Here is a 25,265-nt window from a genome sequence, read left to right on the forward strand (position 1 = left end):
GCCGCGCCTTCAGTTCACCGATCATGTCGCCGGCCCTGGAGGCCGGCGATTGCTTTTGTGCGCTTGCCTTCCGACCATCGGTTTGAACTTCAAGCCGCCTGCGACGCCACCTCGCGAATCGTAGTTCAATTGTCTGCCGTCATCCCGCCGCCGATACCTCAGCGCCGTTATCCGGTCGCTGCGCGTTGGCATCCAGCGCCCGCGCGCGGGTCTGTTCAAGAACGAACAAGCGAATCGCGGATGACAGGTTTCCCTGCTGGCGCTGCATGTCGATGCTGCCGACGACGGACGACAGGGTGACGCGCTGATGACCGGCGATGCGTTTCAGTTCCTGCCAGAATGCCTCTTCGAGACTGACGCTGGTCTTGTGTCCGCCAATCACGATGGACCGCTTGATGACCAGCGATTTCACTGGGCTTCCCCTTTGTAGCGACATCTTCCCCTCGTATTGGATCGCACGCGTGCGATCAGTATTCGGACGCCGGTCGAGCCAGGCTGTGACCGCCGACACATCGGGCGCTCACGTTTGCCAATCAGCGGCATTTCACATTCCCGAATTGATATTAATCGGGCGACCGACAAATGCCGAGTGTTTTCGCAGTTTTCCCCGGCCCTATTGCGATGAACATGTTTATTAAATTGCGCGACGAATACACGCGGTAGTCGTGCCGCCGTGCGGGGTCGCGATAGGTCGGATCGTTACGAGATGTTTATTCATAGCGCTACAAACACGGCGCAGCATCACGCTTGCCGCACGGCTTTTGCGCGTGCCGAATATGAATTTGTCTTCAGTGCGAACGTATTCGTGGCGGCTGCCGGCGCCATTGAAGGCCGAATTACCGCGCGGTCTTGGCCAGCTCGCCGAACACTGTAAACACCAGCGGCTTGCGCTCGAGGTTGTAAGCATCGACGTCGCGCGCAGCCCGGTTCACCCTCTCCCAGGCTTCGGCGGCCTTGTTTAACCTGGCGACATCGTTCGCCTGCGGCTGGAGCTGCGCTGACAGCCATCCATTGACCATGTCCATGAAGGTCGCCAGCGCTTCCGGATCGGTTCCGGACAGCGCGTCGCCGAGAGCGTGCAGCGCGCGAGGATCCGGATTGGGCAGTTGCGCCATGAGGTCGAGCACGCGCTGGCGCAGGGCGAGCGCCTTCTCGTCGAGAAAACGCAGCGCCCGGCCGACGCTGCCGTCGGACGCCTCGGCCGCCTGGACGAGTTCCGGATCATCGGCATTGCGGCCGGTCGCGGCGGCGAGCGCCCGCACGACGTCGTCGCGATCGAGCGGCCGCAGCAGCAGTCGCCGGCAACGCGACCGGATCGTCGGCAATTCCCGTCCCGGCGAATGACTGATCAGCAGCAGCAACGTGCGCGGCGGCGGCTCTTCGAGGATTTTCAGGAGCGCGTTGGCACCCTCGCGCTGCAGGTCGTCGATGGCATCGACGATGGCGATACGCCAGCCGCCCTCGGCGGCCGTGGCGCCGAAGAAGCCGACGGTCCGCCGGACGTCGTCGACGCGAATGGTGGTGAAGAGCTTGCCGGTTTGCTCGTTAACGACGCGCTCCAGCACCAGAAGATCGCCCTGAGCGCGTGCGGCCATGCGGCGCGTCACCGGGTGGTCGCCGGCAACGCCGAGCGACTCTGCCGCCTGCACGTCCGCCGCGGCGGGATCGGGATGCGCCAGTACGAAACGCGCCAGCCGGTAGGCCAAAGTCGCCTTGCCGATGCCCGGCTGGCCGCCGATCAGCCAGGCATGCGGCATGCGGCCGGAGCGATAGGCATTCAGCAGCGTTTGTTCGGCATCCTGATGTCCGAACAGCACCGTGGTCGTGCTCGGCGCCAGCGCCTCACCCTCGTCGCGGTCCTCGCTCACGGCGTGACAGCTTCCGCAGGTTGCGGGACATCCAGCAGCCGTTCTTGGACGGCCTGCCAGATTCGCTCCGACACGACGTCGCGCGGCGCGCGGCCGTCGATTACGGCAAAGCGCTTCGGCTCGCGCGCGGCGATATTCAGGAATGCCTGGCGCAGCTCCTCGTGAAACTCGACCGACTCCGCTTCGAAGCGGTCGGCGACGCCGCTGCCGCGCCGTGTCTTGGCGCGGGCGAGCCCGATATTGGCCGGCACGTCCAGAAGAATGGTGAGATCCGGCATGGCTTCGCCGACAGTGACGCGCTCCAGCGCCCGGATCAGCTTCATATCGACCTTGCCCAGCGTGCCCTGATAGACGCGCGTTGAGTCGACGAAGCGGTCGCACACCACCCAGCGTCCCGCCTGCAGCGCCGGCAGGATCGTCGCCTTGACGTGGTCATCGCGCGCGGCGGCAAACAGGATGGTTTCGGTTTCGGTGCCGAGCGGCTTGGCGATGCCGGACAGGATGATGTGGCGGATGATCTCAGCGCCCGGCGAGCCGCCGGGTTCGCGTGTCAGTACGACATCGAGGCCGCGCGCCTTGAGCGCTTCGGCCAGCGCCGCCGCGTGCGTTGACTTTCCCGAGCCCTCGCCGCCTTCGAAGGTGATGAACTTGCCGCGCCCGCTCATAGCTTCTGCGCACCGGCACGAAACAAGCCGATCATCAGTTCGGCGACGGCATCGACAGCCCGTTGCGACAGCGAGCCCTGCGCCACCGCTTCGGCCGCCTTCAGCGGCATGTTGAGGATCACCTTGTCGTTGCGCCAGACCCGCAATTCGCCGATCGCCTGATCCTTGGCGATCGGCGCCGGCACCGGCCCATTGTAGACGATGCGCGCGACCAGCCGGTCGCCGCCGGCCTTCGGCATCATGACCTGAACCAGTCCCGGCGCGACGAGAGGCACACTGCTTTCGGCGCCGCCGAAAACCTTGGCGTAACCGATGGTCTGGCCTTCGGCGAACAGGATGCGGTGCTCGAAATTCTTGAAGCCCCATTCCAGCAGTTTGCGGCCGTCCTCGGCGCGTTCCTTCGGCGAACTGAGCCCGTTGACCACTTCGACGAGGCGGACGCCGTTCTGCACCGCCGAACCGACCAGGCCATAGCCGGCTTCCTTGGTGAAACCGGTCTTCAGACCGTCGGCGCCGATATCCAGCGCCAGCAGCGGATTGCGGTTGGGCTGCTTGATCTTGTTCCAGGTGAAATCGCGTTGGCCGTAGATCGGATAGAGGTCGGGATAATTGAGAATGATCTGCCGCGCGAGAATGCCGAGTTCGCGGGTCGTCACCTGTGTGCCCGGATCGGGCAAACCGTTGGAATTGGCAAAGGTCGATTTGGGCAGGCCGATTTCGCGCGCGCGCTGCGTCAGCTTGGCGGCGAAGGCCGCTTCGGTGCCCTCGAGCCCTTCGGCCAGCACGATGCAGGCATCGTTGGCCGACTGGATGATCAGCCCGTGAATCAGCGAATCGACGCTGATGCGGCTATGCAGCGCCGCGAACATGGTCGAGGTGCGCGACGGCGCGCCGCCCTTGCGCCAGGCGTTCTCGCTGACCGGAAATTCGTCAGTCAAATTGAGCTTGCCGGTCTTGATCAGGTGGAAGACGTATTCCGCCGTCATCAGCTTGGCGAGCGAGGCCGGAAAGATCATGACGTCCGGATCGCGCTCGAACAGCACGCTGCCGTTCTCGGCATCGATCAGAATGGCGTGCGGCGCGTTGATCGGCGGATCATCCTTCTTCGCCGGATCCTTGCGGGCGGCAAGGCCTGACGCTGGCCGATGAGCGAGTCCCGAGCCCGGGCGATGCGCCTTGGTTGCCGCCAGCACCGGCGCGCACAGTGCGGCGACGATGAACGCCGCCACCACCAGCCGGACCTTGGGACCTTTCACCAGCGCCGCCATGACTGTTCGATCTGCTCCGCTCGCGCCACGTAACCGCCCAAAGCCTTCGAGAACGGCCATAGACCGGCTCCCGGGCAAAATGGCGCTGCTATCGCGGGATTGGAAGGGCCTAATAGAGGCCGCGGCCGCTCAGTAACCCCGCCTGGTTATCATAGCGGACCGGGGCGTAGGCCGAAACCGGCGAAACCGCCGGGGCACTGGCGCGGGCGACGGTATCCACCGCGGGCTGGCGGATGGCAGCCGGCAGATCCGGCGGCGGCGCGGTGGTCGCATCGTCCTCGGGCTCAACCGCGGCGACGCGCTGGACCGGCGCCGGCTTGGCCGACGCCTGCGCGGCGCGCGGCAGTTCGCTCATCGGGCGGGAATCGAAATAAGGCGCGAAGTCCTTGGACGAGGCCACCTGCACCTTGGCCGCCGGTTCGTTGCCGTCGCGGAGTGTCGCGGCCAGCTTGCGATCGTCGGAACCGGCCAGCGGCGCGCGGCCAACATATTCGACCTTCACCTTGGCCAGGCCCTGCCCGTAGAAACCGAGCAGCTTGGCGGTGCGCACCGACAGGTCGATGACGCGGTTGCCGACATAGGGCCCGCGATCGTTGACGCGCACGATGATCGACTTCTTGTTGCGCAGGTTGGTGACCCGCGCATAGGACGGTAGCGGCATGGTCGGATGCGCCGCCGTGATCGAATTCATGTCGAAGACTTCGCCATTGGCCGTGTAGCGGCCATGGAAGTCGTCGCCGTAAAACGAGGCGAAACCCTCGGCCTTGTAGTTGGCATCCTCTTCGGGGACGTACATGCGGCCGGCGACCGTATAGGGCTTGCCGACGCGGTAGCGGCCGCCGCCCTTCGGCACCGGCTCACCGGGCTCGACGACGCGCGGGCTCGAGGCTACGCCCCATTTCGGATCGATGCGGGACGAACTGCCCGAACAGTTGGCGAGCAGCAGCGAGCCGATGACGAGCGCCGACAGGCGCGCGCACAGGCCGATCCGGCCGCTCTCCCCCGAAACTGGCATGCCTGGAATGGTGTCCCCGACTGACTTGGACGGCCACATTAACCTCAACGCCGGCGATTTTGAACCCCGCCGGCGCAGTCTTGGTAAACGATTGGTTCCAATCGGGGTTTTCCCCCGATTCAAGACAAATCGCTGATGTCCGGGATACTTAAAGCCGCGGTTTCTTGCAAGGGCGGCCGGCTTCGACCATCGAACTAACGCGACGGCGCACGCGCAACGCCCTCGGGCGGTAGCCTGCTGCGGCGCCCGGCGTGCCGCTTCACGCTTTGCCCAGATTTTTCCGCGCGATAGCCAGCAGTAGCAGGCCAAAGCCAAAAAAACGCAGAATGAATACGACGGTCTTGTCGTCATGCAGGAAGTCGAAAGACACCGAAAGACTCTGGCTGATTGCGAAAAGCATGAAGGACAAGCCGAAGGTCGCAAACAGCGAGTCGCCCGTCCGCTTCCAGAAGCGGAAAAAGAAGAGAGCGGCAATCAGATATCCGGCCGTGATCATTCCGGAGAGAAACGTCGCCATCAGTCGATCTCCCAGATGAAGCCGTAAACCAGCGTCGCCACGGCGATCAGCGTGACCGTCAGGCGCAGGATCTGCAGGTCGATGGCCTCCGGCAGGAAGACCAGATCGACGATTACCAGAAAGTTGTTCAGCGCCAGCAGGACGAAGCATGCCGCGGTCCACAGCAGAAGGGGCGTGCGCGCCCGTAAATAACTTCGCACCAAAAGGCCGCCACAGGCCGAGCTGGCCGCAAAGCAGAGAAAATAGACCATCATCGCCACGGGGCTGCTCATTCTTTGATCCTGAATGCGTCTGACAGCATCTGGAGTTTAGAGTTGGGGGAATTCACGATACTTCGCATCACGAGCGTGGGCTTGACCGCATAGAGCCGCTCAAGATCGGCAATAAGCTGCTCGGCATGGCCGACGGCAGCGTACCGATACTCGTCACGCTCCTCGCGCACGGCGAGCCCGGCCGCGGTGAGGTTGTTCAACGCCTCGATCACGACGACGCGGCTGCTCCGCAGTTCCTTGATGATATCGGCCGGCGTCCAGCTTCGCGCGCTCCGGCGCAGCAGCAGCAGCAGTTCAAGCGCCCATACGGACCTGAACGACGCCCCGGCATATTCAAGGACCTCTGATTCCGATTTCATGCCATCACGATCACAATGGCCACCTCGCCGTCTCATTGCGGGCAGTGCCCGAGCGATTTGGACGAATATGTCAGGCCGTCTTCAGGCTGGCCTGCTCATCGCCGGGGGGCGCGGTCTTCCACTCGATGACGATGCCAAGCATCGTACCGAGCTGACGTTGCAACGTTTCACGCGTGATCGGCTTTTGCAGGATCGGCGTGCCTGTGAACCGGCCGTCCAGACTCTCGGCACCATAGCCGGTCACGAAAGTGAACGGAATGCGGCGCTCGACGAGAAGCTCGGCGACCGGATAGACGAACTTGCCGCCGAGATTGAGGTCGAGCAGCGCGCCGTCGAATTCACCGGTTGCCTCCGCCAGCGCCTCCTCCAGCGTGCAGCAGGGACCGACGACGAGCATGCCGCAGTCGGTCAGCAGTTCGCGCATCATCAGCCCGACGATCGCTTCATCCTCGACGAGGAGGATACGCTTCGTCGTACCGGCCGGCAGCCGGATGAGATTCTTCGACGGTTGGGGCGCCTGATCGACTCTCTCGAGCGGTATCCGCAAGGTGCATTGCAGGCCGGTTGGGCGCCAGTCGAACGCGACATCGCCGCCGATCTGATGCTTGATGCCGGCATTCATGATCTTGGTGCCGAAGCCGTGCGATGTCGGCGGATAGACGGGAGGCCCGCCCGCCTCCGTCCACACCATCGTCATGACATTGCCGTTGACCGACCACTCCACCGCGAGCATTCCTTCGGCGACCGACAGCGCTCCGTATTTGACCGAGTTGGTCGCAAGTTCATGGAGCGCGAGCGCCAGGCTCTGCGCGCGTTCCGGCGCCAGTGTGACCGCCGGGCCGTCTGTGCGCACGCGCGAACGATCGGACCCGCGATAGGGCGCAACTTCTTCGACCACGAGACGCGTAACATCTGCACCCTGCCAGCGGGTTTCGGACAGCAGCGTGTGGGCCTGGGCGAGCGCCTGGACACGCCCCTCGACAGCCTTGACGTAGTTCTCCTTCGAGTCCGACCGTGTCAGCCGCACGATCGCCTGCACGACGGCCAGCGCGTTGCGGGCTCGATGATCCACCTCGCGGGCCAACAGGAATTGCCTCTGCTCCGCCTTCTTCCGCTCGGTGATGTCGAGCGCGGTGCCGATGATGCGGACGCACCGACCTTCCTCATCGAAAATTCCGCGCCCTTTGGCCGCGACCCAACGGACGATGCCGTCCTCTTTGCCAATGGTCCGATATTCGACATCGTAGAGAGCGCGCTTGTCCCGGTCGCAGGATGCGTCGAAGGCCGCACAAGTGGCTTCCCTGTCGTCCGGGTGAATGCCGTCGAAGAAATCGGCCATGCTCACCGGGACATCCGCCGAGATGCCGAACATCGCCTTCACGCGCGGCGGCCAGAACAAGGTGTTGCTGACGTTATCGACATCCCACAGGCCGATCTCCGCCGCCTCTGTGGCAAGCCTCAACTGGTGTTCGCTCTCCTGCAGGCGCGCGGTCGAAGCCTGCAATGCTGCCGTCCGCTCCGCGACACGGCGCTCAAGATCCTGGTTGAGCGCCTCGAGCTGCCGCGTCTTCCTGTAGAGTTCGGCGAAGACCTTGACCTTGGCACGCAGCAGTTCGGGGACTACCGGCACCGGAACATAATCGACCGCTCCCATCTCGTAGCCGCGGAGATAATCCGTGTCCGTGAGATGAATGGCCGAGATGAAAATGATCGCCGTGCGCTGGAAACGCGGATGATCGCGGATCATCGCCGCCAGCTCGAACCCGTCGAGATCCGGCATGCACACGTCGACGAGAACGACGGCGATCTCGTTCTTCAGCAGAATCTGCAAAGCGTCCGTGGCCGACGCGGCCTGGATCAAATTCTCACCCAGCTCCCGCAGCACGACCTCATAGCTCAGCAGCTTGGCCGGCTGATCATCGACGAGGAGGATGTTGACCCTTTCATGTTCAATCATGGCCGCTCACCGATGCAGCCACATCCGCAGCATGGTCAGCAGCTGCTCTGTGTTTACCGGCTTGGCGAGATAATCCGACGCGCCCGCCTCCAGACATTTCTCGCGATCGCCTTTCATCGCCTTGGCGGTCAGGGCCACGATCGGCAATCGACGAAATTCATTGCGCGCCCGGATGTGCTCGATCGTCTCGTAGCCGTCCATTTCCGGCATCATGATGTCCATCAGGACAATCGCGATGTCAGGATTTTGGCCGATCAGCTCGATCGCCTCGCGCCCGGTGGTCGCCGTCAGCACGTGCATGCCATGCCTTTCGAGAACACTCGAGAGCGCGAAGATGTTGCGCGCATCGTCGTCGACAAGCAGCGCGGTCCGGCCGACGAGATCCTCGTCCGAGCTGTTCAACCGTTCAAGCATGCGCTGCTTTTCGGGCGGCAGCTCCGAAATCACCCGGTGCAGGAACAGAGCGGTCTCGTCCAACAGCCTCTCGGGCGATTCCACGCCCTTAACGACAATGCTGCGCGCCATTGTGTGCAGTTGAGCGTCCTCCTCCGCGCTCAGTTCGCGGCCCGTGAAAACGACAACCGGCACCTCCGACAGCGAACTTTCTTCGTGTAGACGCGCCAGGACATCGAACCCGCTCATGTCCGGCAGTCGCAGATCGAGAACGACGCAATCGACGATCTCGTTGCGTAGGGCGGCGAGCGCCGCCTCGCCGGACTGGGCGCCGATGATCTCGATATCGTCGTGCCCGAGCAACTCGGAAATGCTCAGCTGCTCGGCGGCATTATCCTCCACGACAAGGAGCCGCTTCCGCTTGCGCGCGGAATATTCCTTGATGCGGGTGAGAGCGTCCTTGACCCCCTCCGTCGTCGTCGGTTTGCTGACGAAGGAGAAGGCACCGCGTGCAAGGCCGTGCTGGCGATCCTCGTCCTGCGTGACGATTTGTACCGGGATATGCCGCGTCAGCGGGTTCTGCTTCAACTGGCTGAGGACATTCCAGCCAAGCATGTCGGGCAGGAACACGTCGAGCGACACCGCAGTCGGCTGATACTGTTTGGCAAGCTCGATGGCCTGATTGCCGCTCGTCGTCAAAAGGACCTTGAACCCCTTGTCTCGCGCCAGGTCCACGAGCACACGGCCGTAGTGCGGGTCGTCCTCGACGATCAGCAGAATTGAATCGCCCGGTTCCAGACGCGCCCGATCGTCATCGATGGCTTCGGCAATCCGTTCCGGCGGCAGAAGGATCGGCGCGGCGGATTGCTGACGGCCATTACCATGGTCGGGGCGCCCACGGCCCGGGATCGCCGAACCCACATATTGCAGTGGAAGAAAGAGCGTGAACGCGCTGCCGACGCCGGGCGTGCTACGCAACTGGATTTCGCCGCCGAGCAGCGCCGCGAGTTCGCGGCTGATCGCGAGTCCGAGACCGGTGCCGCCAAATTTCCGGCTGGTTGAGGCGTCCGCCTGCTGAAACGCTTCGAAGATGATCTTCTGTTTCTCTGGCGGAATACCGATGCCGGTGTCGGTCACCTCGAAGGCGACAACGCCGCCGGCCTGGCTGAGGACGGGATGAACGGTGCTCCAGCCTTCAGTCACGCGAGAGACAGAGAGCTTGACGCTGCCACGCGAAGTGAACTTGAAGGCGTTCGAAAGTAGGTTCTTGAGAACCTGCTGCAAGCGTTTCGAGTCGGTCGTGATGCTGCGCTCGAGTGCCGGATCGACGTCGATCTCGAACGACAATTCCTTTGCATCGGCTTCATGCCGGAATGGGCGGCCCACAGCATCCAGGAGATTGGCGAAAAAGATCTCTTCGGCCTCGACGCTGACGGTGCCCGACTCGATCTTGGACAGGTCGAGAATGTCACTGATTAAGTTGAGCAGATCTGTGCCCGCGCCGTGGATCGTGCGGGCGAACTCGACCTGCTTGGCGCTGAGATTGCCGCTTGGGTTTTCGCCCAGCTGCTGGCCCAGGATGAGGATCGAGTTGAGCGGCGTGCGCAACTCGTGCGACATGTTCGCAAGAAATTCGGATTTGTACTTGGACGTGAGTGCAAGTTCGGCGGCCTTTTCCTCGAGTTCGCGGCGGGCCTGTTCGATTTCCTGATTCTTGCGCTCGACTTCTACGTTGCGCTCGGCGAGTTGCTGCGCCTTCTGCTCGAGCTGCTCGTTGGTTTGCTGCAGCTCCTTCTGCTGCGATTGCAGTTCGGCCGCCAGCTGCTGCGACTGCTTGAGAAATCCCTCGGTTCGCATCGTCGCCTCGATCGAGTTGAGCACGATGCCGATGCTCGCCGTCAGTTGCTCGAGGAATGCCAGTTGCAGTGGCGTGAAGGAATCGATCGAGGCGAGTTCGATCACGGCCTTGACCTGATTTTCGAACAGCACCGGCAGCACGACGATGTTCCGCGGCGCCGTCTGGAACAACGCCGATGAGATTGGAACGACCGATTCCGGCACGTTGGCGACCAGCAGACGGCGTTTGTCAGCGGCGCACTGGCCGACCAGGCCGTTGCCGAGCTTCAGGTTTGATGGATGGCCGCCCTCCTCCATGCCTGCATACGAAGACAGCAGGCGAAGGCGCGGACCATCGTCTGCCTCCATCTGATAGATGACGCTCTGCTGCGCGTTGACGAGCGGCGTCAGCTCGGTGAGCAGCAGCCGGCCCACAGTGCCGAGGTCGCGCTGGCCCTGCAACATGTTGGTGAATTTGGCGAGGTTCGTCTTCAGCCAGTCCTGCTCGGTGTTGCGCTCGGTCGTGAGGCGCAGGTTGCCGATCATCGTATTGATGTTGTCCTTGAGCTCGGCCACTTCGCCGCGCGCATCGACCTGAATCGATCGTGTCAGGTCGCCCTTGGTCACGGCGGTCGCCACTTCGGCAATCGCGCGGACCTGGGTCGTCAGGTTCGCCGCAAGCAGGTTGACGTTGCCCGTCAGGTCCTTCCAGGTGCCGGCGGCGCCGGGCACGTTGGCCTGACCGCCGAGGCGGCCTTCGACGCCGACTTCGCGGGCGACCGTGGTCACCTGATCGGCGAAAGTGGCGAGCGTTTCGGTCATGTTGTTGATGGTTTCGGCGAGCGCGGCCACCTCGCCTTTCGATTTCACCGTCAGGTTCTGCTTGAGGTCGCCGTTGGCGACCGCAGTGACGACCTTGACGATGCCGCGCACCTGTTCAGTCAGGTTCGCGGCCATCACGTTGACGGTGTCGGTCAGATCCTTCCAGGTGCCGGCAACCCCAGGCACTTCGGCCTGACCGCCGAGCTTGCCTTCCGTGCCCACCTCGCGAGACACGCGCGTCACTTCCGAGGCGAAGGAGTTGAGCTGATCCACCATGGTGTTGATGGTGTTCTTCAGCTCGAGAATTTCACCCTTCACGTCCACCGTGATCTTGCGCGAAAGGTCGCCGCGCGCCACCGCGGTGGTGACTTCGGCAATGTTGCGGACCTGCGTCGTGAGGTTTGCAGCGAGCAGGTTGACGTTGTCGGTCAGGTCCTTCCAGGTGCCGGCGACGCCCGAGACGTTGGCCTGGCCGCCAAGACGGCCCTCGGTGCCCACTTCACGCGCGACGCGCGTCACTTCGCCGGCGAAGGACCGCAACTGGTCGACCATGGTGTTGAGCGTTTCCTTCAACTGAAGGATTTCGCCGCGAACATCGACCGTGATCTTCTTCGACAGGTCGCCGGAGGCGATAGCGGTCGCCACCTCGGCGATGTTGCGCACCTGAGCGGTCAGGTTCGACGCCATGAAGTTGACGTTGTCGGTCAGGTCCTTCCAGGTGCCGGCCACTTCCGGCACCTGCGCCTGGCCGCCGAGCTTGCCTTCGGTGCCGACTTCGCGGGCCACGCGCGTCACTTCCGAGGCGAAGGAGTTGAGCTGGTCCACCATGGTGTTGATGGTGTTCTTCAGCTCGAGAATTTCGCCCTTCACGTCCACCGTGATCTTGCGTGAAAGGTCGCCGCGCGCGACGGCTGTCGTCACCTCGGCGATGTTGCGCACCTGGGCGGTAAGATTGCCGGCCATCGAATTGACGCTGTCGGTCAAGTCCTTCCAGGTACCGGCGACGCCCGGCACGTTGGCCTGTCCGGCCAGCCGACCTTCCGTGCCGACCTCGCGCGCGACGCGCGTCACTTCGCCCGCAAAGCGGTTCAACTGGTCGACCATCGTGTTCAGCGTTTCCTTCAGCTGAAGGATCTCGCCGCGCACGTCGACGGTGATCTTGCGCGACAAGTCGCCGTTGGCGATCGCAGTCGCCACCTCGGCGATGTTGCGCACCTGGCCGGTCAGGTTGCCCGCCATCGAGTTGACGCTGTCGGTCAGGTCCTTCCAGGTGCCGGCGACGCCCGGCACTTCCGCCTGGCCGCCCAGCTTGCCCTCGGTGCCGACCTCGCGCGCCACGCGCGTCACTTCGGACGCGAAGGCGTTGAGCTGGTCCACCATGGTGTTGAGCGTTTCCTTCAGACGAAGGATTTCGCCGCTCACGTTCACCGTGATTTTCTTCGACAGGTCGCCTTGCGCCACCGCGGTCGCCACATCGGCGATGTTGCGCACCTGGGCGGTGAGGTTCGACGCCATGGAATTGACCGAGTCGGTCAGGTCCTTCCAGGTGCCGGCAACGCCACGCACCATCGCCTGTCCGCCCAACTTGCCCTCGGTGCCGACCTCGCGCGCCACGCGCGTCACTTCGCCGGCAAACGCATTGAGCTGGTCCACCATCGTATTGATGGTGTCCTTCAGCTCAAGAATTTCACCCTTGACGTCCACGGTGATCTTCTTCGACAGGTCGCCGCCCGCCACCGCGGTGGTGACTTCGGCGATGTTGCGGACCTGTGCCGTGAGATTCGACGCCATCGAGTTGACGCTGTCGGTCAAGTCCTTCCACGTGCCGGCGACGCCGAGCACGTTGGCCTGTCCGCCCAATCGGCCTTCGGTGCCGACTTCGCGCGCGACGCGGGTCACCTCGCCGGCAAAGGCGTTCAATTGGTCCACCATCGTATTGATGGTCTCTTTCAACTGAAGGATTTCGCCCGAAACGTTGACCGTAATCTTCTTCGACAGGTCGCCGCCGGCGATGGCGGTCGCAACCTCGGCGATGTTGCGGACCTGCGCCGTGAGGTTGGACGCCATGAAGTTGACGTTGTCGGTCAGATCCTTCCAGGTGCCGGCGATGCCGGGGACCTGCGCCTGACCGCCGAGCTTGCCCTCGGTGCCGACTTCGCGCGCGACACGCGTCACTTCCGACGCGAAGCCGTTGAGCTGGTCGACCATCGTGTTGATGGTGTCTTTCAGCTCGAGAATTTCGCCGCGCACATCGACGGTGATCTTGCGCGAAAGGTCGCCGCGCGCCACGGCCGTGGTCACCTGCGCGATGTTGCGGACCTGGTCGGTGAGATTGCCGCACATCGCATTGACGGAGTCGGTCAGATCCTTCCAGGTGCCGGCAACGCCGGGAACGATGGCTTGGCCGCCGAGCTTGCCTTCGGTGCCGACTTCGCGGGCAACGCGCGTCACTTCCGACGCAAACGAACGCAGCTGATCGACCATCGTATTGATGGCTTCCTTGAGCTGCAGGATTTCACCGCGGACGTCGACGGTGATCTTCTTCGACAGGTCGCCGCTGGCGACCGCGATGGTCACTTCCGAGATATTGCGGACCTGCGCGGTGAGGTTCGACGCCATCGAGTTGACGGACTCGGTCAGATCCTTCCAGACGCCGGTCACCTCGCTCACCTGAGCCTGACCGCCGAGCTTGCCCTCGGTGCCGACTTCACGGGCGACGCGCGTCACTTCCGACGTAAACACGCCGAGCTGTTTGATCATCGTGTTGACGATGGTCGCGGATTCGAGGAATTCGCCCTTGAGCGGCCGGCCGTCCACTTCGGTGCGGACGGTCTTGAGCAGGTCGCCCTGGGCGACCGCCGCAACGGCGCGCGTCACTTCCTTGGTCGGCCACAGCAGATCGTCGATCAGCGTATTGACCGAGGACTCCATGTCGCCCCAGGCGCCGCTGGTGCCCTCGAATTTCACGCGATGGCGCGTCTTGCCTTCGCGGCCGACCATCTCGCCGACGCGTTCCAGTTCGCGCGACATGCGCTCGTTGGCGGCAACAATGTCGTTAAATGCGCTGGCGATCTTGCCGGCCAAGCCATCATGGTGCAGCGACATGCGGACCGAAAAGTCGCCGGAACGCATAGCTTGCAGCGCCGTCAGAAGCTCGATCAGTTCGGGCGACGTACTCCGACCGTTCCCCGGCTGATGCACTTCGTCGTTCGCCGACTTTGCTGCGATGCGCGCCGGCTTCTCCACAGCGTCTCGCCCTGCGTCTGAACGCGACCGGCCCATCACCCCCCCTTTGCTCGTTCGTTCGTGGATTTTGCAGCCAGATTTTCGGAACGGACGCGACTATCGGAGCGCCCCCGCACCCGATGTCATCTCGTCGTTACTGTCGGTTCCCACGCCCACTAAGCCGCCCTTCTAATGCCCAAGTTCGAACAAGGTTCCCTGTCGCGTGACGATATTCTGTGCAGGGCCGCTCATGGACCCTCTCAGCAACGGAAAGCCTGTAGGTCTGGGAGCGCAGATCGGTTCGCGCTTTCCGGGTGAAACGCGAGCCCACCACCGCATGTTTTGCCGACGCCGCAGCGCAGGGCCTGTCGACCAGGCTTGGCGCCTTCCCTGCGTCGTTTTGAGGTCCGGACGCGGTCGGCGACACCCGCGATCACTTCGGACCTTCAGGACCGGCGCGATGTTCAGCCCGGAGCCGCAGTGGCGACGCGATCGCGGGTCGGGGCGACGGCGGGCAAAGTGTCTTCCCTTTTCGGCTTCCGCGGTGCACATAGCGCCGCGGACCGAAGCAATCGGGGAGCAAACGTCAGCAAACCGGTCTTTCGGAGAAAGTGCGCTTAAAATTCTTTAGTGATTTCAATGCGGAAGGGTGGCCGAGTGGTTTAAGGCACCGGTCTTGAAAACCGGCGTGGGTGCAAGCCCACCGTGAGTTCGAATCTCACCCCTTCCGCCAATTCGGCCGACGTCGCCCGCGCCCTCAAGCGCCAATTTCCATCCGCGCAATCTTGTCGCCGTCGACGACGAAGCTGTAGCGCAGATTGACGGGACTGCCCGGGAAGTTTCCGGTCACGCGACTGGTGACGATGGTGCGATCGTTGTCCTGCGTGACGGCGAGCGGCTCGCTTACATAACTGTACTTGGCGCTCGCCGTCGTCTTCCAACTGCGGATCGCCTCGCGCCCCGCATAAGTCTTTCCCTCATCCTTCACGATGGCGGTCTCGGTGAAACACTCGGCCACGCTGGCGCGCGCCGCCTGGTCGGCGGCGAAATACGCGGCGATTGCTTTTGGCAAGGTGACGGGCATTTGACTCTCCTCTACGCGGATATCGCGCCATCGGGCGATGGCGTTGTGTCCCGCTAGAGTTCGCCCTAACGTCACCAAATGACAAGAACCGACGAGAAAGTTCGGTACTTACCTCAAGGTAAGCCGGCGCAAATTGCGTATACACGCGAAACCGCGGCCGAGGGCGTCGAGCAGGCGTTGAAACTGCTGGAAGGTCGCTGGAAGCTCAACATTCTCTTCAATCTGTTTGGCGGGCGCGTGCTGCGATTCTCGGATCTTGAACGGGCAATCCCCGCCGTGTCGCAGAAGATGCTGATTCAGCAGCTTCGCCAGATGGAACGCGACGGCATCGTTCGTCGCATTGTCCATCATCAGGTGCCGCCGAAAGTCGAATATGCGTTGACGGACTGGGGACAGTCCCTCTGCCCTGCACTCGACGCACTGTTAATCTGGGCCGGACAACGACAGGCTCAAGTGCTCGACGACGAGTCCGGCGAGACGTGACGCTGCCGGTTCAGTAAACCTCACCAATCCCGCCTCGTGTCGCCCGTCACCGCGGAATAACCGGCAGCAGCAGATAGGACTCGCTGTCGCCGCCGGTGAAGATCGAGCAGGTGCCGCCGAATTCCGCGGCCGGCCGATCGATCGGGTCATTGTGCAGGATACGGCCGGGCACGCCTTCGATCTCGAAATCCTTGCCCATGATGGTCAGCGCCAGCGTGTAACCTTTCGGACAGACCAGACTCGTCGGACAGATCTCGACATCGACGGTGTAACGCGCGCCGGGCTCCAGCTTCTGCACCTCGTCATGGGCCAGATACGGCCGGTACGGCAGCGATTGCTTCGGGTCCTGCTTGCGATGTGACGCGCGCAGCCAGCCGCGCGAGATCGGCGTCGGTTCATGGGCGCCGATCAGGAGCACTTCGCGCCCCTCCGGATCGAAGGCGCGAAGCACGGCGAAGATATCCATGTCCGTGGTGGATGATGCGACCGTCAGCCGGGCAGCGACGTAGCCGGTGATCTCGAGATCGGCTTCGAGCGGCGGCGTGCGGAACGTCACGCCCTCGCCCGGCGCCTGATACTGCGCGACGGACTGCCCGGCCCGCTTATCGGTGCGCAAGCTTGCGTCACCGGCATCGACATGGAATTTCGTCCACGCCGTTTCATTGAGCGGCCAGGCATCGCCTTTGCGGACCGTGGCGCCGCCGTGAACGTCGCGGATTTCGAGCCGCACCCGCGGCTCGCGTTCCCAGCCGTTGTCGTCGCCGCGCAGGAAGTGGCCGAAGAAGCGCTGCTGCATCGCGACGTAGTCCGGCATGTAGAAGCTGTCGAAGTGGGTGCCGATGTGCATCGACAGCCATTTGTCCTTCGAGCCGGCTTCGACAAAGCCCGCGACATTGCCGCGCAGATGGATGCCCGGCCCGCCCCAGTTGCCGGCCGACAGCAGCGGCACCTCGATCGCGGCCATGTCGGGCGTTCGCCCCTCATGCCACTGATCGCAGAGATGGTGGCGCATATGATTGGCCGGATGGTCCTCGCGATTGCTCCTGAGCATGTCGTCGCTGAGCGCCGGGCCGGTGGAGCGCTCGCCGGTGTCGGCATCGACGTAATGCGTGGCGCCATTGCCATGCTGGTTCGCCAGCACCTGCCGCGGCCACCAGGCGGTGGCAAACGAGTTCGACAGAATGCCGCCGTGGTGGCTGGAGTCACGATAGTGATCCCAGTGGCCTTCCCACGGACAGATCGCGGCAAGATGCGGCGGGCGTAGCGCGGCCGCCTTCCATTGATTGATGGCGAGATAGGAAATGCCGAGCAGACCGACCTTGCCGTTCGACCAGTCCTGCACGCCCGCCCATTCGATCAGTTCGAAATAGTCCTGATCTTCCCGCGGCTGCCGCGGGTCGAGATAGCCCGGCGATTTTCCGGTGCCGCGCGTATCGGCGACGACGATGACGAAGCCGTTCGGCACCCAGCGCTCCGGATCGGGCACCTCCCAGCGCAGGAAGCGGCCGGTCGAACCGTTGCGGGCAAGATCAGGATAGGTCTTGGTCAGCTTCTCCCACTGCGGCTTGAAGGCGTGGCTGAAATGCACGTCCTTGCCGTAGACGCCATGCGACATGACGACGGGATAGCGGCCGCTCTTGGCGGGACGAAAGATGTTCACGCGCAGCGACAGACCGTCGCTCATTCGCACCGCGACATCTTTCTCGAAGATCATGGCGCCGCCGCCCTCCAGCGCCACTGTTTCTCTGCCGGGCGTGGTCTCGCGATTGATTGTCTGCATGTCGAACGGTGTCGTCTGTTACTGACTGGAAAAAAGTGGAGGAGAAGACCGGGCGCGCGTCACTTCGGCCGCAGGCCGAGCTCGTCCATCAAGCGGCCCTGGTCGTCGTAGTCTTTCTTGATGTAGGCGGCGAACTCTTCCGGCGTCGAACCGACGGTGTAGAGGCCGTTCTGCTCGATGATGCCCTTGAGCTCCGTCGTCGCCAGTGCCTTCGCCGTCTCGCGATAGATGCGATCGACGCGATCCTTGGGCGTTCCGGCCGGAAACAGAATGCCGAAATAGCCGGTGAGGTTGTAGTCCGGCACGCCGGCTTCGGCCATGGTCGGCACATTCGGCATCGCCGGCGAACGGCGGTCGCCGGTGATGGCAAGCGCCTTGAGCTGCTTCTGATTGACCATGCCGACCGCGGTGATCAGCGAGTTGAAGGTCATGCTGACGGTGCCGGCCATGACGTCGGTGAGCAAGGCGGGATTGTTGTACGGCACCGCGATCATCTTGATGCCGCTGCGCTGTTCGAACAGCCGGCCCGCGACATGCGTGAGGTTGCCGTAACCGGAGGTGGCGTAAGTCAGCACGCCCGGCTTGCTCTTGGCTTCCTTGATTACGTCGGCGACCGAGTTCACCGGCATGTTGGTCAGCAGCGCCAGACCGTACGAGCCCGCAAGTTCTGTAATCGGCGCGAAATCCTTCAGCGGATTGTATTTGACGTCCTTCGACGCGTGCGGGTTGGCGGTGAAGGACCCCGTCGTCAGCAGCATCGTGTAACCGTCGGGCGCCGACGTTGCGACGCTCACCGTGCCGATGATGCCGTTCGCACCCGGTCGCGCTTCGACGATGACGGCCTGTCCCAGATATTCGCTGAGCTTCTGTGCCAGGCCGCGCGCCAGCACGTCGGTCGAGCCACCCGCCGGGAACGGCTGCACGATCTTGATCGTGCGGCTGGGATAGGTTTCAGCGCTGGCAATGTTGGCCGCGCCCATGGCGATGGCCATCGCCACGACATGAAAAGCCATTGTCAGTCTGGCGACGGAATGCAAGCATTGTCGGTGCATGGGGCGGTTCCTCGGGCGGCATCTTCTGGCGAGTTGGGTGCCGCTTTCTGAGAGAACCGTAAAATGGCAGCGCGGACCCGACAACTCGCGTTTCGCGGGCCGTGGCGGCGGAGGTTTTCATGCTGAGAAAAGTACCCAAACAAAGCCGCTCCGAGGAGATGGTGTCCTGCATCCTGGCAGGGGCTACTCGCGTTTTGCGCCGCACCCCGCTGGCCAGCACCACTACCAACCACATCGCGGAAGTCGCGGGAGTCAGCGTTGGATCGGTCTACCAGTACTTCGACAGCAAGGAGACCATCGCCACTACGCTGTTTCGCCGGCATCTTGCCGACAGCGCGCAGCTTCTGCGCCGTGTCCGCACCGAGTCGCGCGGTTACTCGGCCGAAAAGCGCCTGCGCATGCCGTTCGTTGAATTGCTGCGCGACCATCGCTCGGACATCATGCTGCATCAGAATTTGATGGGCGTGATGGAGACGTCGCGCCCCACCGCGGAGACGCAGAGCCTGATCAGGGAAATCACCAACGAAATCGCCGCGGTGCTCGGCGAGGAATTTCCGGCAATCGACCAGGACGAGATAAAACTATGTGCGGCCTTGCGGCAGCGATACAGCGTCACGCTGGTGCACAGTTCGATGATCGACCCGACGCTGGATCGTGACGGCGTGGTGCTCGATCATTTCGACTCGCTCAGCAAGGCCAACATCAAGGCGCTGGGCGCCCGAGCCCGGTCGAGGCGCCGCGCGCGCGTCTCGTGACGCGGCCGCCCCTTGTCCGCTTCGGCTTTAGTTGCCCAGCGGCGTCGACAGCTTCAGGCCGAGGAACGGCACTGCGCCCTCCTGATCGCGACGCAGTGGCGAGGTGCCGGGCGGCGGCGCCGGCGAATTCGACGACGGCGGATCGCTGGCAAGATCGAGCTTGTATTTGGGCTGTTCGGTCGAGACCGGCTGCTTTTTCCGCGGCTTCAGCCTGTCGTCGGCGCTGGCGCCGTCAGCCATGAGGGCCAACACCGCCAGACAGCTCACCACGCGTATGATCGAGGCGCCCCGTGCCATTCGTTTCCACCCAACAGATTCGACGTTTCGTGCGTGATTCTCGTCGTCGAAGCTGAATATTTCGTTGGCCTGTCGAAATTGTGGTGGCGTCAAAGTTCCACGCGGCAACGCCGATCGTTCAGCGCTTCTGCACCCAGAACACGTACATGTTGGCGAAGATGTCGGGGTTGTCGCGCTCGTAGGCGTCCCAGCGGGCCAGATCGGTGAGCGACCAGCCGCGGCGCTGGAATTCGGCGCGATGCTGCTGATGCAGCGCCTGATTGGCGAATTCGAAGCCGATAAAGCTCAGACCGTTGCCGTCGATGAAGTCGCGAATCTCGGGGATCGTGAACTGCTGCTCGTGGACGTGGAAAATGAGATCGCGCACTTCGCTGGTGGTGAAGAAATCGCGCAGCGTCATGAAATTGAAATGCTGGCGCCGCGCGAACAGATCCTGCCGCGCCTGGCGGATGCCGTCGGCCGTGGCCGGATAGCCGCGCGCGGCGACGAGCTTGCGCGCCTCGTTGATTTCCTCCCGCGCGTGGGCGCTGTACAGCCCGATCTGCATCAGGGCGTTCGGCCGCATCAGCTTGATCAGTTCGCGCCATCCGGCAAGCGGATCGCCCATGTGGTGCAGCACGCCGCCGGCATTGATGTAATCGAAGTCGCGGCCGATCGAGCCGATCGACATGATGTCGGCCTGCGCGAATTCGATTTTGTCCTTCAGCGCGACCGGCGTCTTGCGCTTGGCGGCCGACAGGCTGGCGAGGCTGAGATCGATGGCGAGCGTCCGCGCGCCCGCAAAGCTCTGCGTGATCTCGAGCGCGATGCGACCGGTGCCGCAGCCGGCGACGAGAATGTCATGGGTGTCGCGCTTGCCGAGCGGACGGAATGGCGTCGTCGGAAACTGATGGCGGATCAGATCGTCGAGCACCATCGGCGGCGGCGGCGCCGACAGCCGCACCCAGCGCGGATACGGGTTTTCCTCGTATTGCGCGCGCACCTGTTCGCTGACACCGTCCGCAATCGGCGTCAGCCGCGGCAGCGCCGCCCGCAACGCCGCCTCCTCGGCCGGCTCGCGCACCTGCTGCGTCACCACTTCCTCGACCGCCGACGGCCATTGGCGCTGCGTCAGCTTGTCGGCGCCATCGAGCGCGCCGAGCGGTTCATACATCGCCAGCACGGCGACGGCGATCGGCGCCACCGGCGCGCCGCTTGCCAGCGCGTCGGCGACACGCCGCTTGAGCTGGTCGATGGCGGCGCGCTCCGGCGCGGATTCGGCAAAGACGTATTCGTTGATCCAGCACTGCCGCGCCAACGCCGCACCGAAGGCGGTGACATCGCCGCCGGCCCTCGGCTCATCGCCCTGCGCGAGATCGATGAAGTCACCGCGCACCGTCGTCAGCCAGCGCTCGAACGCCCAATCGCGCACCACCGTGTTTTCGAGCACGGCGCGGAAATACGGGTCGGCAGCGATCTCGGCGATGCCTTGCGGCGCGTTCGGGCGCGGGGCCGGTGACGTCACGACACGAGTCTCAGGAATGCGCCAGGAGACCTGCCGCGAAGGCCGGCTGCAGCTTCTTCAGCGTGGCCAGCACGATGTCGAACTGGTTGAGTGTCTGCGGCGCGATCCGCACCAGCTCGGCATATTGGGCCGACGCCTTGTCGCGTTTGCCCTGCGCAAGATAGAGCGCGGCCAGTCGGTCGCAGGCGATGGCGTGCTGCGGATCGGCGCTCAGCACTTTCTTGTAGAGGCTCGCGGCCGCCTGGAAGTCGCCGCGGCGCTCGTGACCGAGAGCGCGCTCGAACAGCGCCGCCGCCTCGTCCACCGCGGCGGAGGAAGCTGCTTGCTTGTTGGCGACGCGCCGCTGGGTGCGATTCATGATGGGCCCCGGTTCCCGAAGCCGCGGCATTTGCTGCGACGGCCCCTGTCGCCGTCGACGACAGCGCCTTGCCGATATAGGCCGCGTCACGTTCGGGGAAACGGGAAAGCACCGTGGAAAACGTCACGTATATGCAAACGAAATCGATTTTTATTCGATGGTTATTGTTCCAATGCCGTTCCGCGATACGGAATTACGGCTGGCTGCTGTCTCTCAAACGCTTCAACGCGCCGGTGGCCTCCCGCCGGATCGGGCTGAGCGCAGGGTCGTCAGCCGCGGCGCCGTTGTCCTCGATGACCAGCGGCGGCGCGGCGCTGACGACGGACCCGAGCGACAGCGCATGGCGCGGCGCCAGACGCGGACCGATCAGCGCCAGGGCGCAGCAGGCGCCGGTCAATAACAGGATCAGATTGTGCCGAAGCGACATGGTGGGCCTGCTCGCCGGCGTTCTGCCGGGCCCGCCATGTTTCGCACACAAATTGTTCCGTTCCGTTGTCGCGATGGATCGGATTTGTTCGGCAGGCTTAACCGTCCGCTAGGGGTCGCCGGGCCGCTAGAAATCGGACGGCAGCAGCGGTCCGCCCGACGTGCGGCAGGAGCGCTGGCAATAGCGGTCGCAGTCGTCGGTCAGCTTGAGGCACTGGCCCTGGCTGTCGCGATAGAGGCAGCTGTTCAGCCCCCAGGCGCAATAGGCGCCGCAGTCGCGCGAGCAGGCGCTCGAGGCCCAGACCGACTGGGCCCGCTCGCTGCGCGCAAAGGGCAAGCTGATGCCGGGGGCCGTGGCGGCGATGCGCGGCCGCATATCGGCCGCGGCGGCGCTGGCCAGCGAAACGGCCATCAGGGCGGAGGCAGCCCACACCGCCAGGATCGCTCGCGCTTTGCGTCTCATGAACCGCTCCTTATGCCGCTGCGACGTTAACGGGAAGCAGGCATTCGCGCCACAACTCCCGGCGCCCTGCCCCAGTTCAGACAAAGACGATTGCGAACGATGGGGAACCCGACCTATCAAGCGGCGTCGCCGGTTGATAGTTTCGGAGTCTTCGGCCGGAATCGGTCGTGGGGGCGCAGGAATGCACGGAGGCTTGGCGGCATGGTCCGGCCGAGCCTCATGCGTGCAATGGAGACAGAAGTGACAATCGCCGAGCAGAACAAGGCCGCGGAGCCGGCCCAGCAATTTGGCACCGCGGGCATCGCGCCGATGGCGCGGGCGAGCGCGGTCACCCGCTTTTTCATGGGGGTGGTCGCCTTCGCCGAACGGCTCAACCTGCGTTTCACCAAGGTCGGCAACCCGCCGATTTACGACAAGGCGGTCTTTCCCTGGGCGAAGGAGATCGAGAAGGAATGGCCGGCGATCCGCGCCGAGCTCGACAAGGTGCTGACCCGCAAGGACGAGCTGCCCGGTTTCCATGAACTGGCGACAGACGTCTCCACCATCAGCCAGGACCGCGGCTGGAAGACCTTCCTCTTGTCCGGCTACGGCTTCAAGTCGGAGAACAACATCAAGCAGTGCCCGGAGACTTGGCGCATCTGCCAGAAGATCCCGGGCCTCATCACCGTGATGTTCTCCATCTTCGAGCCGAACAAGCACCTGCCGCCGCACCGCGGCCCCTATAACGGCGTGCTGCGCCTGCATCTCGGCCTCATCGTCCCCGAGCCGCGCGAAAAGCTCGGCATCCGCGTCGAGAAGGACCTCTATCGCTGGAAGGAAGGCGAAGCGGTGATCTTCGACGACGCCTTCGAGCACGAGGCCTGGAATAACACCGACAAGGTGCGCGTGGTGCTGTTCGTCGACTTCCGCAAGCCGCTGCGCTTCCCGGCCAACCTGATCAACTGGCTGCTGCTCAACGTCGCGGTGTTCACGCCCTTCATCCGCGAAGGCATGGACAATCAGAAGGCCTGGGAGAAGAAGTTCTACGAGGAAGCCGAGGCGCTGCGGAATCGCTGAGCCCCAACCGGCCTGATGGTGAGGGGGCGCCGTCTCGAACCATGGGGCCGCCCATCCTGCGAGACGCCGCCCTATCGGGTCGAAGACGCGCGTAAACGCGCTAGAGGGCGGCTCCTCAGGATGAGGCGGATTGGAACCCTTGCCATTCCGCCCTTTCGCGTCTAGCTCCTGCCCATGCTCGACGCCCCCGCAAAACCGGACCAGGACACCGAGGGCCAGACCGCGCCCAAGGTGAGCTTCGTCTCGCTCGGCTGCCCGAAAGCCCTCGTGGATTCGGAGCGCATCATCACGCGGCTGCGCGCCGAGGGCTATGAGCTGACGCGCGAGCACAAGGGCTCCGACCTCGTCATCGTCAACACCTGCGGCTTCCTCGATTCCGCCAAGGCGGAGTCGCTGGACGCCATCGGTCTGGCGCTCAGCGAGAACGGCAAGGTCATCGTCACCGGCTGCATGGGCGCCGAGCCGGAGAACATCACCAAAGCGCATCCCAACGTGCTGGCGATCACCGGGCCGCAGCAATATGAGAGCGTGCTCGAAGCCGTGCACCGCGCCGCGCCGCCGAAGCACAATCCATTCCTCGATCTGGTGCCGCCGGAAGGCATCAAGCTGACGCCGCGGCACTACGCCTATTTGAAGATTTCCGAAGGCTGCAACAACCGCTGCACCTTCTGCATCATCCCCAAGCTGCGCGGCGATCTGGTGTCGCGGCCGGCGGCCGACGTGATGCGCGAAGCCGAACGTCTGGCCAAGGCCGGCGTCAAGGAATTGCTGGTGATCTCGCAGGACACCTCCGCTTACGGCCTCGACATCAAATACGCGAGCAGCACCTGGAAGAACGCCGCCGGCGAGAGCCGCGAAGTGCGCGCCAAATTCCTCGATCTCGCGCAGGCGCTGGGCGAACTCGGCATCTGGGTGCGCATGCACTACGTGTATCCCTACCCGCATGTCGACGACGTCATCCCGCTGATGGCCGACAAGGTAATCCTGCCTTATCTGGACATGCCGCTGCAGCACGCCAACCACGACGTTCTGCGCCGCATGAAGCGGCCGGCCTCTCAAGAGAAGACGCTGGAGCGCATCGCGCGCTGGCGACAGATGTGCCCCGACCTGACCTTGCGCTCGACCTTCATCGTCGGATTCCCGGGCGAGACCGATGCCGAATTCGAAACGCTGCTCGAATGGCTCGATGAAGCCTCGCTCGATCGCGTCGGCTGTTTCAAATACGAGCCGGTCGCGGGCGCGCCGGCCAATGCGCTGGGCAATCCGGTGCCGGACGACGTGAAGGAAGAACGCTGGCATCGCTTCATGGCCGCGCAGCAGAAGATTTCGGCGCGGCGCCTGAAGCGCAAGGTCGGCACCCGCCAGCAGGTCATCCTTGACGAAGTCGGCCCAACGGTGGCCAAGGGCCGCTCGATGGCCGATGCGCCGGAAATCGACGGCGCGGTTTACGTCTCCAGCCGCCGCCCCCTGCGCGTCGGCGAGATTGCGACCGTTAAGATCGAACGCGCCGACGAATACGACCTGCACGGCACCGCCGCAGGTTTTTGAGGATCGGTCGCCCTCGTCGCGACGATGAAGCTGAAGAGACGTCGTCCCCGGGCAGGCGGGGACCCACAGCCTCTGCGCCACTGATAGGGCACGGCGTGTGGATCCCGGCCTTCGGGGTCGACAATCTGATCGGCCGTTGACGCATAAAATATTCCTAGGACTATTGACTCCGCCACCGACCTAGCCCTATATTCCCATCCATCCCGCCCCGACTGCGAGGGGTGTCTGATCAGCGTCTCCAGATGCTGGGGCGGGGAGCGGT

At 63.8% G+C, this 25,265-nt stretch carries 22 protein-coding genes and 1 tRNA gene; 5 read left to right on the top strand and 18 right to left on the bottom strand.

What is annotated here, in order from left to right; genetic code table 11:
- Positions 1-139: 139 nt before the first annotated feature.
- The 10 genes from ASD45_RS09420 to ASD45_RS09465 form a co-directional block, all read right to left on the bottom strand.
- The gene (locus tag ASD45_RS09420; protein WP_056911256.1) at positions 140-412 is read right to left on the bottom strand and encodes a ribbon-helix-helix domain-containing protein; all 273 of its coding nucleotides are present in this window, start codon (positions 410-412) and stop codon (positions 140-142) included.
- Positions 413-836: 424 nt separating this feature from the next.
- On the bottom strand, positions 837-1,868 hold the full coding sequence (locus ASD45_RS09425) for a DNA polymerase III subunit delta' (protein WP_056911257.1): 1,032 nt from the start codon (positions 1,866-1,868) through the stop codon (positions 837-839).
- The gene (gene tmk / locus ASD45_RS09430) at positions 1,865-2,533 is read right to left on the bottom strand and encodes a dTMP kinase (protein ID WP_056911258.1); all 669 of its coding nucleotides are present in this window, start codon (positions 2,531-2,533) and stop codon (positions 1,865-1,867) included. Before tmk ends, ASD45_RS09425 begins: the two co-directional genes overlap by 4 nt.
- Positions 2,530-3,801: a D-alanyl-D-alanine carboxypeptidase family protein gene (locus ASD45_RS09435; protein WP_056911259.1), complete on the bottom strand. Its 1,272-nt coding sequence runs from the start codon at positions 3,799-3,801 to the stop codon at positions 2,530-2,532. The genes tmk and ASD45_RS09435 overlap by 4 nt, the downstream gene beginning before the upstream one ends.
- 109 nt (positions 3,802-3,910) lie before the next feature.
- Positions 3,911-4,816: a septal ring lytic transglycosylase RlpA family protein gene (locus ASD45_RS09440; protein ID WP_056912679.1), complete on the bottom strand. Its 906-nt coding sequence runs from the start codon at positions 4,814-4,816 to the stop codon at positions 3,911-3,913.
- Between the two features lie 259 nt (positions 4,817-5,075).
- On the bottom strand, positions 5,076-5,333 hold the full coding sequence (locus tag ASD45_RS09445) for a DUF5985 family protein (protein ID WP_056911260.1): 258 nt from the start codon (positions 5,331-5,333) through the stop codon (positions 5,076-5,078).
- Entirely contained in the window at positions 5,333-5,605 is a 273-nt protein-coding gene (locus ASD45_RS09450; protein ID WP_082540739.1) for a DUF5985 family protein, read from the bottom strand. The genes ASD45_RS09445 and ASD45_RS09450 overlap by 1 nt, the downstream gene beginning before the upstream one ends.
- Positions 5,602-5,964, bottom strand: a complete 363-nt coding sequence (locus ASD45_RS09455) for a hypothetical protein (protein WP_056911261.1) — start codon at positions 5,962-5,964, stop codon at positions 5,602-5,604. Before ASD45_RS09455 ends, ASD45_RS09450 begins: the two co-directional genes overlap by 4 nt.
- A 70-nt stretch (positions 5,965-6,034) precedes the next feature.
- Entirely contained in the window at positions 6,035-7,921 is a 1,887-nt protein-coding gene (locus tag ASD45_RS09460; RefSeq protein ID WP_082540740.1) for an HWE histidine kinase domain-containing protein, read from the bottom strand.
- Between the two features lie 6 nt (positions 7,922-7,927).
- Positions 7,928-14,104 carry a HAMP domain-containing protein gene (locus ASD45_RS09465; protein ID WP_244485450.1) on the bottom strand — a complete coding sequence of 2,059 codons (6,177 nt, stop codon included), beginning with the start codon at positions 14,102-14,104 and terminating at the stop codon, positions 7,928-7,930.
- 736 nt (positions 14,105-14,840) lie between these two features.
- Here ASD45_RS09465 and ASD45_RS09470 point away from each other — a divergent pair.
- Positions 14,841-14,930: transfer RNA gene (locus ASD45_RS09470), tRNA-Ser, on the top strand.
- Between the two features lie 24 nt (positions 14,931-14,954).
- Here the strand turns inward: ASD45_RS09470 and ASD45_RS09475 are convergent.
- The gene (locus tag ASD45_RS09475; RefSeq protein WP_056911262.1) at positions 14,955-15,281 is read right to left on the bottom strand and encodes a nuclear transport factor 2 family protein; all 327 of its coding nucleotides are present in this window, start codon (positions 15,279-15,281) and stop codon (positions 14,955-14,957) included.
- A gap of 78 nt (positions 15,282-15,359) precedes the next feature.
- Here ASD45_RS09475 and ASD45_RS09480 point away from each other — a divergent pair, with 78 nt between their 5' ends.
- The gene (locus ASD45_RS09480; protein WP_056911263.1) at positions 15,360-15,764 is read left to right on the top strand and encodes a helix-turn-helix domain-containing protein; all 405 of its coding nucleotides are present in this window, start codon (positions 15,360-15,362) and stop codon (positions 15,762-15,764) included.
- A 46-nt stretch (positions 15,765-15,810) separates the two neighbouring features.
- Here ASD45_RS09480 and ASD45_RS09485 read toward each other — a convergent pair whose 3' ends face one another.
- Both ASD45_RS09485 and ASD45_RS09490 read right to left on the bottom strand, forming a co-directional pair.
- Positions 15,811-17,544: a CocE/NonD family hydrolase gene (locus ASD45_RS09485; protein ID WP_244485267.1), complete on the bottom strand. Its 1,734-nt coding sequence runs from the start codon at positions 17,542-17,544 to the stop codon at positions 15,811-15,813.
- 59 nt (positions 17,545-17,603) lie between these two features.
- Entirely contained in the window at positions 17,604-18,557 is a 954-nt protein-coding gene (locus ASD45_RS09490; RefSeq protein ID WP_056911264.1) for a tripartite tricarboxylate transporter substrate binding protein, read from the bottom strand.
- Positions 18,558-18,715: 158 nt separating this feature from the next.
- Between ASD45_RS09490 and ASD45_RS09495 the strand changes: the two genes are divergently transcribed.
- A complete protein-coding gene (locus ASD45_RS09495; RefSeq protein ID WP_156380777.1) occupies positions 18,716-19,351 on the top strand; it encodes a TetR/AcrR family transcriptional regulator in 636 nt (211 codons plus the stop codon).
- Between the two features lie 27 nt (positions 19,352-19,378).
- Here ASD45_RS09495 and ASD45_RS09500 read toward each other — a convergent pair whose 3' ends face one another.
- The 5 genes from ASD45_RS09500 to ASD45_RS09520 all read right to left on the bottom strand — a co-directional run bounded on the left by ASD45_RS09500 (position 19,379) and on the right by ASD45_RS09520 (position 22,399).
- Positions 19,379-19,591: a hypothetical protein gene (locus ASD45_RS09500; RefSeq protein ID WP_156380778.1), complete on the bottom strand. Its 213-nt coding sequence runs from the start codon at positions 19,589-19,591 to the stop codon at positions 19,379-19,381.
- A gap of 175 nt (positions 19,592-19,766) precedes the next feature.
- Positions 19,767-21,152: a class I SAM-dependent methyltransferase gene (locus ASD45_RS09505; protein ID WP_056911267.1), complete on the bottom strand. Its 1,386-nt coding sequence runs from the start codon at positions 21,150-21,152 to the stop codon at positions 19,767-19,769.
- Positions 21,153-21,162: 10 nt separating this feature from the next.
- A complete protein-coding gene (locus ASD45_RS09510) occupies positions 21,163-21,510 on the bottom strand; it encodes a tetratricopeptide repeat protein (RefSeq protein WP_056911268.1) in 348 nt (115 codons plus the stop codon).
- A 193-nt stretch (positions 21,511-21,703) separates the two neighbouring features.
- Positions 21,704-21,937, bottom strand: a complete 234-nt coding sequence (locus ASD45_RS09515; protein ID WP_056911269.1) for a hypothetical protein — start codon at positions 21,935-21,937, stop codon at positions 21,704-21,706.
- A gap of 126 nt (positions 21,938-22,063) precedes the next feature.
- Complete coding sequence (locus tag ASD45_RS09520; protein ID WP_156380779.1) at positions 22,064-22,399, bottom strand: hypothetical protein; 336 nt, start codon at positions 22,397-22,399, stop codon at positions 22,064-22,066.
- A 228-nt stretch (positions 22,400-22,627) separates the two neighbouring features.
- On the opposite strand from ASD45_RS09520, the gene ASD45_RS22985 reads away from it, so the two are divergent.
- A complete protein-coding gene (locus tag ASD45_RS22985; RefSeq protein ID WP_082540745.1) occupies positions 22,628-23,455 on the top strand; it encodes an aspartyl/asparaginyl beta-hydroxylase domain-containing protein in 828 nt (275 codons plus the stop codon).
- A 174-nt stretch (positions 23,456-23,629) separates the two neighbouring features.
- On the top strand, positions 23,630-25,003 hold the full coding sequence (gene rimO / locus ASD45_RS09530) for a 30S ribosomal protein S12 methylthiotransferase RimO (RefSeq protein WP_056911271.1): 1,374 nt from the start codon (positions 23,630-23,632) through the stop codon (positions 25,001-25,003).
- Positions 25,004-25,265: the final 262 nt, after the last annotated feature.

The sequence above is a fragment of the Pseudolabrys sp. Root1462 genome, assembly GCF_001426945.1.
Lineage (GTDB): Bacteria > Pseudomonadota > Alphaproteobacteria > Rhizobiales > Xanthobacteraceae > Pseudolabrys.

Coding starts and splice junctions, on each gene's coding strand:
- tmk (WP_056911258.1), bottom strand. CDS start 2,533: ATGAGCGGGCGCGGCAAGTTCATCACCTTCGAAGGCGGCGAGGGCTCG.
- ASD45_RS09495 (WP_156380777.1), top strand. CDS start 18,716: ATGCTGAGAAAAGTACCCAAACAAAGCCGCTCCGAGGAGATGGTGTCC.
- ASD45_RS09475 (WP_056911262.1), bottom strand. CDS start 15,281: ATGCCCGTCACCTTGCCAAAAGCAATCGCCGCGTATTTCGCCGCCGAC.
- ASD45_RS09440 (WP_056912679.1), bottom strand. CDS start 4,816: ATGCCAGTTTCGGGGGAGAGCGGCCGGATCGGCCTGTGCGCGCGCCTG.
- ASD45_RS09520 (WP_156380779.1), bottom strand. CDS start 22,399: ATGAGACGCAAAGCGCGAGCGATCCTGGCGGTGTGGGCTGCCTCCGCC.
- ASD45_RS22985 (WP_082540745.1), top strand. CDS start 22,628: ATGGAGACAGAAGTGACAATCGCCGAGCAGAACAAGGCCGCGGAGCCG.
- ASD45_RS09485 (WP_244485267.1), bottom strand. CDS start 17,544: ATGCAGACAATCAATCGCGAGACCACGCCCGGCAGAGAAACAGTGGCG.
- rimO (WP_056911271.1), top strand. CDS start 23,630: ATGCTCGACGCCCCCGCAAAACCGGACCAGGACACCGAGGGCCAGACC.
- ASD45_RS09455 (WP_056911261.1), bottom strand. CDS start 5,964: ATGAAATCGGAATCAGAGGTCCTTGAATATGCCGGGGCGTCGTTCAGG.
- ASD45_RS09510 (WP_056911268.1), bottom strand. CDS start 21,510: ATGAATCGCACCCAGCGGCGCGTCGCCAACAAGCAAGCAGCTTCCTCC.
- ASD45_RS09480 (WP_056911263.1), top strand. CDS start 15,360: ATGACAAGAACCGACGAGAAAGTTCGGTACTTACCTCAAGGTAAGCCG.
- ASD45_RS09445 (WP_056911260.1), bottom strand. CDS start 5,333: ATGGCGACGTTTCTCTCCGGAATGATCACGGCCGGATATCTGATTGCC.
- ASD45_RS09515 (WP_056911269.1), bottom strand. CDS start 21,937: ATGTCGCTTCGGCACAATCTGATCCTGTTATTGACCGGCGCCTGCTGC.
- ASD45_RS09500 (WP_156380778.1), bottom strand. CDS start 19,591: ATGGCTGACGGCGCCAGCGCCGACGACAGGCTGAAGCCGCGGAAAAAG.
- ASD45_RS09435 (WP_056911259.1), bottom strand. CDS start 3,801: ATGGCGGCGCTGGTGAAAGGTCCCAAGGTCCGGCTGGTGGTGGCGGCG.
- ASD45_RS09450 (WP_082540739.1), bottom strand. CDS start 5,605: ATGAGCAGCCCCGTGGCGATGATGGTCTATTTTCTCTGCTTTGCGGCC.
- ASD45_RS09460 (WP_082540740.1), bottom strand. CDS start 7,921: ATGATTGAACATGAAAGGGTCAACATCCTCCTCGTCGATGATCAGCCG.
- ASD45_RS09465 (WP_244485450.1), bottom strand. CDS start 14,104: ATGCGTTCCGGCGACTTTTCGGTCCGCATGTCGCTGCACCATGATGGC.
- ASD45_RS09490 (WP_056911264.1), bottom strand. CDS start 18,557: ATGGCTTTTCATGTCGTGGCGATGGCCATCGCCATGGGCGCGGCCAAC.